Origin of the sequence: Chitinophaga sp. 180180018-3, from assembly GCF_037893185.1 — a bacterium.
Lineage (GTDB): Bacteria > Bacteroidota > Bacteroidia > Chitinophagales > Chitinophagaceae > Chitinophaga.
The window spans coordinates 4444008-4458541 of the sequence record NZ_CP140772.1; the positions used below are offsets into that span (position 1 = coordinate 4444008).

Consider the following 14534-nt stretch of genomic DNA (forward strand, 5'->3'; position numbering starts at 1 on the left):
ACTCAGCGACCATACAGCGGTAGTGTCTCCGAGTAGTGCTTAATAAAGTGTTACTTTGACCTGATTTTTATCTATTACTGTGGATAACCTGGGTTTTGTGTGAGATTAGTGTTATTTCGCCGATCTGCCTGCGGAATAGGGAGCAAAATATTAGTAGATTTCCAACCGGGCTTAATCAGTGAAAGGACATCGTCTGCTCTGGTCTTGTCGGCCGCCACCAGACTAGGCCATCGTTTAAGATCGAACCACCGGTGCGCCCATTCACAAAAAAGTTCCACTCGGCGTTCCTGTTCAATTGCTGTCATTGCCGAAATCTTGTCGACTACCACCGCGTCAGGTAATCCCGCCCGATTTCTTATGACATTTATATCTGATTGGGCTCCATTGAAATTACCTTGCTGAGCCCGCGCTTCAGCACGGATCAGATATTGTTCGGCCAATCGCAAAACCGAATAATGCTCATCGTTGAGCGAATCAGCAAGACCAAACTGACGCCTATATTTGTAAGGTGCCCCTTTACCCGTAGATGTAATAATAACCCAATTGGCCAATCGTTGGTCCTTGGGTTCAAAACTATTTATCAGGTTGGGTTGTAGGAAATAATATAGAAAAAGACCGGCGATTGGTGCCAGGATAGGATCGTTAATGTAGGACGCATAATCACCTACAAACATATTACCCTCAGTAGTATTCCCTCTGGCGTCATTAACCCATTCAAGTATCGACTCTGTTTGATTTTTCTTGAATACCATTTTGATTGAACCAGCAGGCAACAGCGAATATAGTGCATTGCCCAGGAGCGCACTGGAGGTCGCTTCAGCATCAGCCCAATCCTTTTGATAGAGATAGACTCTGGCAAGCAAAGCTGCAGCTGCCCACTTGTTCGCCCTCACCCGATTCCCCCCGGAAATGCTATAATCTGCCCGAAGACTGTCCATAGCACCAATTAAGTCAGTCTTAATCTGCGTATAGACTGAGTCAACTGACGTCCGCGGAAGATACGCTGTAATGTTTTTATCGGTTGATGTGATAGCCGGTACTGGTCCAAAGAAATTAACCAGGTAAAAATGACTAAACGCACGAAAAAACATAGCCTCGCCAATAATTTGCTTTTTATAGGACGGCGACATCCCGGTGGAAGCTTTTGAATTTTCAATTATACTGTTGCATTGATAAATAATTTTATAAAAATCATCCCAAAAACTCTTCACGCTGCTGTTAGTGGTGTTGATCTGATTGTTCATAAATTGATTATCAAAATCCGATTGATTCAAATATGTCAGCTCATCCGATGCAAAACCTCCCAGTCGTGTTACGTTTACATTAAAAGATGAGTAGACTGTTGCCATGTTGATATATAAACCATTTATTGCACTTTGTGCATTCTGGTCGTTCGCAAAAATATCGCTTGTCAAAATCTGTGTTTTGAATTCCGGTTCTAAGTACTTTTTGCACGCAACCAGTAAAAAAACCAGGCTCAATAGCAGGACCGTGCTACTCCAACGAAAAGCTATATTGATTAATTTATTTTGCATTGCTGAATTTTTAAAATGAATATTGAATACCGAAATTGATCCTCAGTAAAGGAGGAACCGCGCTCGCACCGGATTCCGGATCAAAGCCATCATATTTAGAGATCACAAAAAGATTTTGTGCCTGGATATAAGCCCTCAATGCACTAGCATGTAATGATTTGACAACTTTTCCGGTGAAATTATAAGACAGCGCGGCGTTCGTCATTCTAACAAAAGAGGCGTCCTGTATTAGTTTATCGCTGCTCGTTATAAAGAAGGCATATTGAGGAACAAAATTGGACGATATGAACGCCTTACCCAATCCCCACGACTTGATTTGTTCCAGCGCTTTTTCAGGCAAATTGCCTGTTATTCCTACAAAACGCCCAGGCTGGCTAACTGTGCTCAGATATGATTCCTTTTTTGCGCCCACTGTATACTGAAAAGTAAAATCAAGTTGGATGCCTTTGTAGGAGATGGTATTGGTAAGTCCTCCATAGTATTTGGGATCCCGGCTTCCAACATAATAAAGATCCCCCTGACCATAGATAGCCAAGGCAGGTGTTGCGAGATAGGTTGCAGTACTGGTAGGATACCCGTCGTTATTTCCATCCTGATAGGTGGGAAGATTTGTGGCCGGATCGATTCCAGTATAATGGTATTTATAAATTCCGTTAATAGTTTCTCCCACGATCAAACGGTCACTGAATGGAGACTGCTCAACATTGTCATATTTTAGCAGCTTATTATTAGGCAGGGTGATATTGAAGGAGGTATTCCACCTGAAATTATTGTTTTTAATATTAATGCTTGTCAATTCTACTTCCCAGCCCTTGTTTTGTACGACTGCGGCTTTAAGATTTGCGGTATAACTACCAAAACCCGTTTGACCGCTGACAGGGTATTGTACAATTTGATTGAAAGTACGATTTCGGAAATACGACGTCGTTACCAAAAGCCGGTCCTTAAAAAATCCTAGCTCAACAGCAGCATCGATTTTAGAAGTGCTCTCCCAACCAAAATTAGCATTGCTGAGATGGCCTGGTGTAACACCTGCTCCACCATTATAAGTACCTGTAGTAATACCTGTGTAGTAACTTAAATATGAATAGTTATCAACATTGTCAGAACCAACCCAACCGATACTACCCCTAAGCTTGCCAAAGCTTAAGAAGGGAAGGTTATTCCAAAATGACTCATTGGAAAAAATCCAGGCACCTCCGATAGCTCCAAAATTTCCGAATCGATGATCTGCTCCGAACCGGTCAGAACCATCGCGGCGGAACGTTCCGCTTAAAATATATCTGTCGTCCCAATTGTAGCTGGCCCTGCTAAAAAGTGACAAATAATGATAGGCAGTATAACTATTGCTCACAAGGCTCTTACCGGCTAGCACAAGGTTATTTATATAGACATCACTCGGAAAATTATATGCATCTAAATAAAAGGGCATCTGACCAACTGTTTTCATAATAGTGGAACCTGCTACAATATCAAATCTGCCTTTGGACACATGCGTATTATAGGTCAATTGGGGCTCAAAGTTTATTGTCGTATTACGAAACAGATCAACTATATGATGGGAAAACGCTCCACTGTTTGGGTTGGGGTTAAATGCAGACAATGGCTGTACGTTATCATCGCTTGTTTGAACAAGCGTATAACCTAGTGATGCTTTGGCGTCAAGGCCAGGGAGTATATTATATCTAAGAAGTAGATTACTGGTTAACGTCAGTGTGTTACTGGAATAAGTTTGATTCAAGACCCCGTAGGGATTTTGACTCCTCATCCAGTTCAATTTACCCAGACTATCGTACGCTGGAAAATTAGGTACTATCGAATAGGCAAACCCGCCCAATGAATTTGCCCCCGAAGGAAGATTTATTTGAGTTGCATCTACTATTCCTGATAACGAGATGTTAAACTTCCCATCGGTTGATAAATGATTTAATGAGTAGTGAAAATTCTCTTTGTTAGTGCTTCTTGAATCCGGATAAATAGAGGTTTCATTATGGAAATTACCAGATATCAGAAAAGATGTCCCACCTTGGCCTCCGCTAATACTTAAATTCACATCATTTAAATGAGCGATATTTCCGAGTAGTTTTTTTTGCCAATTCGTGGTTTTAGTAGTATCCCATGTCAGCAAATCAGGATCGGTTGCCAGAGCAGGTGTGGTCCCTGAATTTGCAAATGCTTCTTTCCTCAACGCAATATATTGTTTCGTATCCAATAATTTAACCTGTCGGGTATTCATTACTATTCCAGAATTTACATTGACCGTGATACTGGTCCTTCCTTGTTTTCCTTTCTTCGTAGTAATAAGCATTACTCCGTTTGCTGCACGTGAACCATATATTGCCGTAGCGTCAGCATCTTTCAAAATTTCAACGCTTTCAATGTCTGCCGGATTCAAATTAAAAAGCGTGTTACCATATCCCAAAGGGCCAAGATCATTACCCATTTGATTGCCCCCATTTGAAGAAGGGTGTTTAATCGGAACACCCGGATAGGGCACTCCGTCTACAATGACTAAGGGAGCACTTGTATAAGCGTCAGCATTAAATGAATTCTGTCCTCTAACTTGAAAAGTTACTGCGCCACCTGCAAGACCTGTTGTTTGATTGATGCTTAAACCTGCCGTCCTACCAACTAAAGCTTGGAGAATATTGTTTACCGGCTGTTTGGAGATATCTTCACCGGACACCTTAGATACCGCCCCTGTATTCAGCCTCCGTGTCGTATTCTGACCATACGGCCTTATCAAAACTTCATCTAACTTACTTACAGCCTGTTTCAGTTGTACATAAAGGAAAGAGACACCTTTGAAGGTAAGTTCCTGGGTTTGATACCCTATGGCAGTAATGACAATTACGTCGCTTTCCAACACATTTTTAACCACGAACTCTCCCTTACTATTTGCAATCACACCAGCGCCGGTTCTTTTTACGACTATAGAAGCTCCTGCCACTGGGCCATTATCGCCAACAACCACACCTCTTATTTCTAAGGATGGCGGAAGACTGCTTTCGTTTGCAACAATCATAGATTTCGAGGCCACCGGCTTCGCCTTAACAATTACCGTGGCCCCTTTGATAGAATATGTCAACGATTGGTTCTTGAAAATGGTAGTAAGGGCTTGCTCGATTGATACACTTTTAAGATCGGCTGTCACATGATTTGCCTTCGCGATATCATCATTGCGATAGAAAAAGAAAAGACCGGTTTGCTTTTTAAAAGCCTCCAATACCTTTTCAATAGGCACGTCCTGGCCCGACCAGGTAATATTTTGTGTGTTTCTCTGTGCACGGGCTTGAAGAGCAGCCGTAATCAACAGGATAACTATAAGCTTCATAGCTAACAACATTTTAGCAGTTAATTTCATACAGTATTTTAGATTTGGTTGTATATACTTTGTATAGGCTCATGTATAGGGTAAGCCAAAATTCTGCTGCTTCGTCTTGCATACGAAGTGGTTTCTTTTTATTAACGCGTCTAATACATTGGAAATTCGTTATCTAAGGTATAATGATCAGTTTTTTACCTTCTATGCGGTAATGAATCCTAGTCTCATCCAGAATGCTCAAAAACTGGTTCAATGTTAGCCCCCTGTCAATGTCGCCGGAGAACCGTACAATGGGCATGTCTCCTTCAAATATGACATCTACGTCATACCAGCGTGATGCTTGCAGAAGTATAGAAGATAAATCCGCATCCTTAAAAGAAAAATAGCCGTTCTTCCATGATAAAACCTGTTCGACATTTACATGTTTTTGCAGGTGCAAACCGCCATCTTTGTCCAAATGAACCCCTTCTCCAGGTTTTAATAAAACAGTAGTGGAATTGGCTTTGACCGATACAGCCCCTTCGACAAGGGTGGCTCTGGGTATGGCTTCATCTGAATAAACGTTGATATTGAATTTAGTCCCTAGCACCCGTACTTCCATATCCCCTGCTGAAACCAGAAATGGTCGATTGTATTCTTTAGCCACTTCAAAATACGCCTCGCCAGTAATGGATACCTTTTTTTTATCAGAAAAAACCACAGGATAGACTATGGAACTTCCAGCATTTAGCCATACACGAGTTCCATCAGCTAATTGCATGTCAATGACCTTACTACCTTTCGGATTTGACAACGTATTATAGCCATTTGTTCCGGACAGAGCACCATCTCCCCTCTTTTTCTCGTACGCAATATGACCATCACTCAGCTTTATCAATTGCATGCTACCTTGGGTGACAATGGTGCCATTATTGGCACTATCGAGGTATATCTTTTGGCCATTTGCCAAAGTAATCATCGCTTTGTTGATTGCAGGAGATTTTATTTCATTAGGACTCTTAACCACAAAATTTTTGTGTTGCTTTGAGCCGATGGTAGAAAATAACCAATAAAACATCCCAACGAGTATAATCACTGCGGCAGCAGCAGCCCTCGTCCACCAACGCCAATGGAACGAAGCCTTGAGAGACAACGACGGCCCCTTGTTGCCTACAATTATTTTATTAAACATGCTGTCCCAATCTATCTTATCATAGACGTTGTCAGGCTTGTAATTTGACCAAAACTTTCGGACGTATTCCTTAAGTTCTGAATCTTCCTCTGCATCAGCCATCCAAGTCATAAGCTCCTGCTCCTCTCCAGTCGAGGCAGTTCCGGAAGTATAGGCTTCCAGCAAGTAGAATATCCGTTCATTGAACTGCATAATTCACTAGTTTGTTAAAAATAACAAGTTCTACCCGCAGCTTAATCCCTGGTCTTAAGACAGATACTCGAACAATTCATTTGTACTACCCAACTTGAAAATAAAATTTTAAGCGGCGCTGTTTTTAATCCAATAACGATGCTAACATAATGTAAATCAATATAGAATGGCTTAAATAGGATTTAACGGACTTCATAGCGTCGGCAAGATGATTTTTGACTGTGTGCGGTGAAATATTAAGCTGTTCTGCAATTTGTTCGCGGCTGAACCCATCTTGTTTGCTAAGCCTAAATACCTGTTGCTGCTGAGCTGGTAATCGGGATATAGCTTCCTCGATTAGTCGTTCACCTTCGCGCGCCAGAACAGTCTCGTCAGTGATACTTTGAAAACTGGGCGCCTCGGCCACCATTTTCAATAGGTTCCTGTCCAAAGCGGCTCTTTTGTAGTGGCGAAATACTTGCCGGTAAAGCGATGTAAAAAAATAAGAATCTGGGTTAGTAATTTCCGGAAGAGAGGCTCTATTTTGCCATATCTTGAGAAAAATCTCTTGTACCATATCCTCCGCTAAAGCTTCGGATCTCGTCATTTTTAGCACCACCGCATAAAAACGATTTCGGTACTTATCAAAAAAGATACGGAAAGCCTTTTCGTCCCCTTCCGCGATGCGAACCAAAAGTTCGTGGTTATGATATGTTGTCCTTTGTTCCAATGCTTAGGGTGGAAAAGTAACAAAAAATAGAATTTTAGGCAAAAAGAATTGGATGGTACTCTTTTGTAAACGCCTTCAATCATCTGTCATGAGTCTGAATAAATTTTATATGTGTGTTGTTTAATGAACAAGTTGACGTTCATCAGCAATGAACAGCATTCGTCATTTTATCTCTCGAAAATTAAATGAACCTGTTATTTTCGCTTGTCTTGTCCATAAGACTTTTCGAAATGGTTGGTTCCAAGAACAATAATTTCCCTATGAACGGGTTGCAAAAATGGCCTGCTACTATTTTTAACTAGTTTGTAGTTCAATTTTCAGTAGGAATGTTTGTAGATATAGCAAAATAGCCTGCATTCATCATTTGGACTGCTTTATATATAACTCTAAGAAAGTCTGATTTCTTTGTTAGTTCATGGTACATTTTTTAACCCAAGCCAATGAAAAATGAAACCCAAACACTATTTATCTCCTACTTTTTCGTGTTGGTATTGTCTCTTTTATTTCTTGCAGGAAAGGCGAGCGCAATCATGAAGTCATTGCTGCAAATGATATCGGGAAAATCAAAGCATCTTTCTCGGAATAGCAAATTGGGCAAAGACCTATGAACAAGTATAATGAATCATTAGAATTAATTTTAAAAGTTGATTTGGATAGCATCAAAAGAGAAAGTGTGTAAACGATACTCTTTCTAATTATTATATTTCAATATATCCTAGACTTTGGTCTAATATATTCTGTACAGTCAGTAATTCTAAGGGTATATACCCCATGTTAAAACTAATTTTCTATGAGGTTACTAATATATTATTGGTTATTATTACTTAGCAAAAAACAATTTAACAGGAAATGGATCAGGAAGAGTATAAGGAAAACTATACCCATAGGCAGAGATTAAAACTAGTTGAAGTATCTGGAATTATTATTTATCCCGACGATTCAGGGATTCCTCAAGATGTGATCATTATTCCGTACAAAGCGCAAAACGGAGATCAGCTTCGAGGTGTGATTGTTTCCGCCCTCCGGTCCCTACTGGAAAAATCTGAAAAGGGAATCTTCACGTATTTTCAAAATATACGATGGATAGATACGAATCTCGAAGACAGTTTAAAAAAATGGCAGTTTCTGAAGGGGTCTTTCATAGGCGTACATTACTGGGAGTATCCCACAGTTAGAATTGGCTACGGGATAATCGCTTTTGATCAAACATTTATTGATATGGAACCCATAGAGCCAGAGGAATGCAGAGTTCTTAATATTGAAATTGATAAAACGAAATATGAATTCGAAGTAATTGAATTTCCCAGAGAACTGGGAATTCCTAAACTTTTTAAAGGTATCAATTTGGAATATACCAACGTTGAGTAAATAGCCAGTACAATCAATCATCAAAATGTTGGCAATAAACTATATCCCTTAATCTTTAATCACTCAACAGTATTGAGGTAAGTTAACTTCAATGCAGATGTTTCGTATATTAGTAAAAGCTGATTAACCTGTATAAAGTAAGGGAAAGAAATCGGGGCTATACAAAAGGAACTCAACTAAAAAACAAAACCCCGCGACTAGCGCGAGGTTTGAAAGTTGCTTGTGATCCCGCTGGGACTCGAACCCAGGGCCCATACATTAAAAGTGTATTGCTCTACCAACTGAGCTACGGAATCCTTTGCTGTAAAGCGGTTGCAAAAATAGTAATAAAATCTTTCCAGCCAAATTTTTCTTTAAAAATTCCGTTAACCCACATCCATCCCACATTCCACTCATTTTATTGATTACAATTGTATCAACTATCCTATTTTTGTAACGCTAAATTATACCCATGAATTTTCAAAACAAATCAGTTGTCATCACCGGCGGTACCTCCGGTATCGGTAAAGCACTCGCTGTGGAATTTCTTGCACTCGGCGCCAATGTGGCCGTCTGCGGCAGAAAACAACCCGCCCTCGATGCCATGCAAAACGAACTGAATAATAAACGTCTCTTTACTTTTGTAGCTGATGTAAGCGTCGAAGCCGACTGCAAATCATTCATCGAAAGCACCATTGCTACATTCGGTAAAATAGATATACTCATCAACAACGCAGGTATCTCCATGCGGGCCATGTTCAGAGATCTCAATGTGGATGTACTGAAATCTCTGATGGATATCAATTTCTGGGGAACAGTGTATTGCACTAAATATGCTTACCCTTCTATCCTTGCTAATAAAGGCACTATTGTAGGTGTTTCCTCTATCGCCGGATACAGAGGCCTGCCTGCCCGCACCGGCTACTCTGCTTCCAAATTCGCCATGCAGGGCTTCCTCGAAGCATTGCGCACCGAAAACCTGCACGCCGGCGTAAACGTCATGTGGGTCTGCCCCGGATTCACGGCATCGAATATACGTAATACGGCACTCAACCCCCAGGGCCAGGCCCAGAGCGAAACTCCGCTCGACGAAGGTAAGCTCATGAGCGCCGAAGCAGTAGCGAATGCTATTGCCAAAGCCATCTTCAAACGCAAACGTACACTCGTGCTCACCGGTCAGGGAAAACTCACCGTGTTACTCAGCAAACTCGCACCCGGCCTGCTCGACAAACTCGTTTATAACCACTTCAAAAAAGAACCCGGCTCGCCGCTTCAATAAACAGAAACGCTAGCCGTTAACGTTAGTGTGAAAAAAAACGGCACAAAAAATGATCACAAGCTGTTTTTTGTCTTTCTTTGCAATTAGTTTAGCTCATTACCCCCATGGCACCTTTTTTGAAGAACTGCGCACATTTTATTTTGCTATTCTGAAAAACTGTACCCGGGCTGAGTTGTAAAAGCAGGTTGGTGTAACGGTTTCGAACACTGGGATTTGGATTTAGATTATCTGGCATGTCCATTATAACATTAACATCAGACATAGGAATGCAGGACTACCTGGTAGGGGCCATCAAAGGGCAACTCTGGCAATACTGCCCGGAATGTCATGTTACGGACATCTCTCATCATATCAGTCCCTTTAACCTCCCACAGGCAACCTACATCTGCAAAAGCGCCTTCGCCTATTTCCCGCTGGGCACTTTCCATTTTGTACTGATCAACCTGTTCGATAAACGCCCCGATCATGTGCTCGTGGCTGAACATAACGGCCAGTACATCGGCTGCGCCGATAACGGACTGCTAACCATGATCGCCGGTGGCATGCCGGAGAAAGTGATCAAACTCCCCCTGCCTGCCGACGCACCTAAAAATACTTTTACCATCATCCAATTGCTCGCTACCGCTGCCAGGGAGCTGAGCCGCGGCAAAGCACTCGGTGAACTCGGCCCCATGACCCAGCAGATACAGGTAAAACATAACCTGCAGCCACTCGTGGGCGACGATTTCATCGAAGGGCAGATCATTCATATCGACAGCTTCGAAAATGTAGTGGTGAACATCACCCGGCAGCAATTCTATCAGCAATGCAGGAACCGGCAATTCCGGATCTTCTTCCGCCGCGATGAAGTGATCAGCCAGATCAGTGAAACCTATGCCGATGTTCCGGAAGGCACCAAACTGGCCCTGTTCAATGCCGCCGGATACCTCGAAATCGCCATCAATAAAGGCAATGCCGCCGGCCTCTTCGGCCTGCAGGGCTTCCGCCGCGAGCAACTCACGCAGCCCGCCGGCTACCAGCAACTCTCCTATTATCAAACTGTAAGAATCATATTCCAATGATCAACCGGATAGTAAAAATGGAATTCGCACCCGACAAGGTACCTGTCTTCCGTCACCTCTTCCACCAACAACAATCCCTCATCCGGAATTTCCCCGGCTGCCTCCATCTCGAACTCTGGGAAAATACAGCAACACCCCATATCCTCTTCACCTTCAGCCAGTGGGAATCCGAAGCCGCCCTCGAATCCTACCGGAATTCCTCCCTCTTCCACGAAACCTGGGCCGCCACTAAAGTCCTGTTCAACGCCAAACCCCAGGCCTGGAGCTGCCAGCCGATAGTAATAAGTCGCTAGCAAAATCATATTACAGGCCCCGAATATATTAATTAAATAAATAATTTAAATTTCTTCCTGAAAACCATCTCTTTTAACCATCTTCCTCTCCCGATTATTAATTCTTAATTACTTTCTAATCCTTTATCAGCCTGTTCCCGGCAATTCCTGCTGCTTCATTCCCAATTCTTATTTCCTCCCAAATCCTTTCTATCAAAGGGATTACACCGATTTCAATAGTTAACAATTAAAAAGATATTTACAAAAAGTTAAAACTGTTCGTCAGATTAGCATAATTTGCCGTTTTTTATATTTTTGTCGGACCTTAAAACAACCTTATGAATTTCAAAAGGACCAACAACCTGGTCGGCTGGGTCATCTGCATCATTGCCTGCTTTGTCTACATTAAAACAATGGAAGCTACAGGTAGCTTGTGGGACTGCGGCGAGTTTATTTCAAGTGCTTATAAAGTACAGATTCCTCACCCGCCCGGGGCACCTTTGTTTGTGTTGCTTGGAAGATTGTTTAGTATGTTCCTTAAACCTTCCCAGGCCGCATTAGGAGTAAATACCATGACGGCCCTGGCCAGTGGTTTTACTATCCTGTTCCTGTTCTGGACCATTACCCACTTCGCCCGTCGCCTCATGGTAAAACCAGGCGAAGAAATTTCCCGCGAAAAAATGATCGCTATTATGGGCGCCGGCATTGTTGGTGCACTGGCCTATACTTTTTCCGATTCATTCTGGTTCTCCGCAGTGGAAGGCGAGGTATATGGTATGTCCTCTTTCTTTACCGCCATCGTTTTCTGGGCCATCCTCAAATGGGAACATGAAGCCGATGAACCATACTCCGACCGCTGGATCGTGCTGATCGGCTACCTGCTGGGCCTCTCCATCGGCGTTCACCTCCTGAACCTCCTGACCATCCCGGCTATGGTGATGGTATACTACTTCAGACGTTATAAAGTTACCGGCTGGGGCACCTTCTGGGCCTTCATGATGGGCTGTGCCATCACCGGTATCGTGCAGAAATATTTCATACAGGATACGGTGAAAGCTTCCGGCTATATGGATGTTTTCTTCGTAAACTCGCTCGGTATGGGCTTCTTCACAGGGTTCCTCTTCTATTTCGCCCTGATCGTAGCCATCCTCTTCATTGGTTACAGAAAACCGAAGTTCAGTATCTATGCCCCACTCATCGTTATCGCTACGATCATCATCGTACCGGCTTTCAATGATCCCGGCACCGGCACTATCTTCTTTAAATTCGTGCTGGCCGCATTCTTTGTGGCGATCCCCTGGATACTGAAAGCAATAGGTGTGAAATTCAATCAGAGCAAAGCGGTGCACTTCAGCCGGCTCACGATCATGTTCCTCCTGTTTATGCTCCTCGGCTACTCCACTTATATTACTACCATGGTACGCTCTACTGCCAACCCTTCGGTAGATATGTATAATGTAGATAACCCGATCTCTCTGGTAGGTTATCTCGGCCGTGAACAGTATGGCGATTTCCCGCTCATTTATGGCCAGGTATTCACTGCCCGTCCTACTGAATACAAGGAAGGCGCTAATATCTACGCCCGCGGCGCTAAGAAATATGAAGTATCCGGCAAAAAAATGGATCCTGTGTACGCTCCTGATGATATGATGCTGTTCCCCCGTGTATGGGATGGCAGCAACGATCAGGGCCACGCCGATTTCTACCGCTCCTGGCTGGGCCTCCAGCAGGGCGAAAAACCCGGCTTTGGCGATAACATCAAATTCTTCCTGCAATACCAGGTGAACTTCATGTATATCCGCTACTTCATGTGGAACTTCGTAGGTAAACAAAATGATACCCAGGGTTATGGTAACGTACGTGATGGTAACTGGATCTCCGGTATTTCGTTTATCGATAACTTCTTCTATGGCGATCAGTCACTCATGCCCGATAGCCTGAAAGACAATAAAGGACACAATACCATGTTCTTCCTCCCGGCTATCCTCGGTTTGCTGGGCTTCTTCTTCCAGTATAACCATCACCGTAAGGATACCCTGGTAGTATCACTGTTGTTCTTCTTTACCGGCTTTGCCATCATTTTGTACCTGAACCAGGCCGGCAACCAGCCACGTGAACGTGACTACGCTTATGTAGGCTCCTTCTACGCGTATGCTGTCTGGATTGGCCTCGGAGTACTGTCTGTATACAACTTCCTGAAAAAGAAAACGAAGAGCGCCCTCTCCCCGGCTCTCGCTACCGGTATCTGCCTGCTGGCCGTGCCTGTACTGATGGGCTTCCAGGAATGGGACGACCACGATCGCTCTACTAAATATGTTGCCAGAGATGTTGCAAAAGATTACCTGGAGTCCTGTCAGAAAAATGCCATCCTGTTCACCGTCGGCGATAACGATACTTACCCGCTCTGGTATGCTCAGGAAGTGGAAGGCATCCGCCCGGATATCAGAGTGATCAACCTGAGCCTCCTCGGGGTTGATTGGTACATCGATCAGGCACGCAGAGCTGTGAATGAAAGTCCTGCTATTCCGATGACCTGGTCGGCCGATAAATACAAAGGTGAAACCCGTAACTACATCCGCTTCTTCGATCCGGGAAATATTCCTGCTGATAAATACTTTAACCTGAAGGAAATCATGAACTTCATGGGTAGCGATGATGCCAACAGCAAAATAACTACCCAGGATGGCGGTAACGAAAACTTCCTGCCAACCCGCCAGCTGTTCATTCCGGTAGATAAAGCCGAAGTAGTGAAATATGGTGTGGTAAATACGAAAGACACCGCCCGCATCCTTGCCTCTGTGCCATTTAAAGTAAGCAAGAACTTCCTGCTGAAAAACGACCTCGCGGTATATGATATCATTGCTGCCAATAACTGGAAACGGCCTATCTATTTTACCAGCCCAACCGATCTTGGCCTCAACGATTACCTGCAAACCGATGGCCTGGCTTACCACCTGGTACCGCTGGAAAAACAAACCACCCAGGATCCGCTGGGCATGGATATCAACGCCAACGTAAACGCCATGTATGATAACCTCATGCACAAGTTCGAATTCGGTGGCGCTCAAACCAAAGGCACTTACTTCGATGAGCCTAACAGGAAAATGGTGATGTACCTCCGTCAGGCATTCACTAAACTGTCTATCGCTATGGTACAGGAAGGAAAAGCCAAAGACAGCGCCCTGAATGTACTGAAGTATATGGATAAGAACATACTGGAAACTAACTTCCCATATGCGATGACCAGTCCGGGTAACATGCACAACTATACCTCCATTCAAACCATCTACGCCTATTACATGGCCGGAGATCCGAAGAAAGGAGATGAACTGGCCGATAAAGTGACCAGGGATTGTGAACAACAGCTGCGCTTCTACAGCTCTCTGCCTCCGAGCAGAATGACGAGCGACTTACAGCGCGATGGCCAGAACGCCCAACAGTTTATCGCCTGGTTACACCAGATGAAAGGCGACTTCGGCGTAAACGGCGCAAAACGCAATAAAGAAGGCGTTATCCAGATGAGTACGGAAGATTCCAACGCAACACCTGCTGCAAAAGACACGGGTAGAATTAAGAAATAAGAATATAGAATTAAGAATAAAAGGCGAAGACCTTAGCGAATAATTTCAAATCGCTAAGGTCT

9 protein-coding genes and 1 tRNA gene are annotated in these 14534 nt (G+C 43.4%); 5 read left to right on the forward strand and 5 right to left on the reverse strand.

Annotated features, from left to right (window positions below):
- Positions 1 to 74 precede the first annotated feature (74 nt).
- The 4 genes from UNH61_RS17335 to UNH61_RS17350 form a co-directional block, all read right to left on the reverse strand.
- Positions 75 to 1535: a RagB/SusD family nutrient uptake outer membrane protein gene (locus UNH61_RS17335; protein WP_326993237.1), complete on the reverse strand. Its 1461-nt coding sequence runs from the start codon at positions 1533 to 1535 to the stop codon at positions 75 to 77.
- Positions 1536 to 1545: 10 nt separating this feature from the next.
- Positions 1546 to 4899, reverse strand: a complete 3354-nt coding sequence (locus UNH61_RS17340; RefSeq protein ID WP_326993238.1) for a SusC/RagA family TonB-linked outer membrane protein — start codon at positions 4897 to 4899, stop codon at positions 1546 to 1548.
- Between the two features lie 133 nt (positions 4900 to 5032).
- A complete protein-coding gene (locus UNH61_RS17345; RefSeq protein WP_326993239.1) occupies positions 5033 to 6223 on the reverse strand; it encodes a FecR domain-containing protein in 1191 nt (396 codons plus the stop codon).
- A 124-nt stretch (positions 6224 to 6347) separates the two neighbouring features.
- Positions 6348 to 6896, reverse strand: a complete 549-nt coding sequence (locus tag UNH61_RS17350; RefSeq protein WP_326993240.1) for an RNA polymerase sigma-70 factor — start codon at positions 6894 to 6896, stop codon at positions 6348 to 6350.
- A gap of 885 nt (positions 6897 to 7781) precedes the next feature.
- Here UNH61_RS17350 and UNH61_RS17355 point away from each other — a divergent pair.
- A complete protein-coding gene (locus tag UNH61_RS17355) occupies positions 7782 to 8300 on the forward strand; it encodes a hypothetical protein (RefSeq protein WP_326993241.1) in 519 nt (172 codons plus the stop codon).
- A gap of 223 nt (positions 8301 to 8523) precedes the next feature.
- Here UNH61_RS17355 and UNH61_RS17360 read toward each other — a convergent pair.
- Positions 8524 to 8596 (reverse strand) — tRNA-Lys (locus UNH61_RS17360).
- Between the two features lie 155 nt (positions 8597 to 8751).
- Between UNH61_RS17360 and UNH61_RS17365 the strand changes: the two genes are divergently transcribed.
- From UNH61_RS17365 to UNH61_RS17380, 4 genes are all read left to right on the forward strand, one after another.
- Positions 8752 to 9558, forward strand: coding sequence for an SDR family oxidoreductase (locus UNH61_RS17365; protein ID WP_326993242.1), 807 nt, complete (start codon positions 8752 to 8754; stop codon positions 9556 to 9558).
- A gap of 233 nt (positions 9559 to 9791) precedes the next feature.
- Positions 9792 to 10619, forward strand: coding sequence for an SAM-dependent chlorinase/fluorinase (locus tag UNH61_RS17370; RefSeq protein WP_326993243.1), 828 nt, complete (start codon positions 9792 to 9794; stop codon positions 10617 to 10619).
- Positions 10616 to 10912 (forward strand): antibiotic biosynthesis monooxygenase family protein, encoded by a 297-nt coding sequence (locus UNH61_RS17375; protein ID WP_326993244.1) that lies wholly within the window; start codon positions 10616 to 10618, stop codon positions 10910 to 10912. Before UNH61_RS17370 ends, UNH61_RS17375 begins: the two co-directional genes overlap by 4 nt.
- A gap of 317 nt (positions 10913 to 11229) precedes the next feature.
- Positions 11230 to 14472 carry a DUF2723 domain-containing protein gene (locus tag UNH61_RS17380; RefSeq protein ID WP_326993245.1) on the forward strand — a complete coding sequence of 1081 codons (3243 nt, stop codon included), beginning with the start codon at positions 11230 to 11232 and terminating at the stop codon, positions 14470 to 14472.
- The last annotated feature ends 62 nt before the right edge of the window (positions 14473 to 14534 follow it).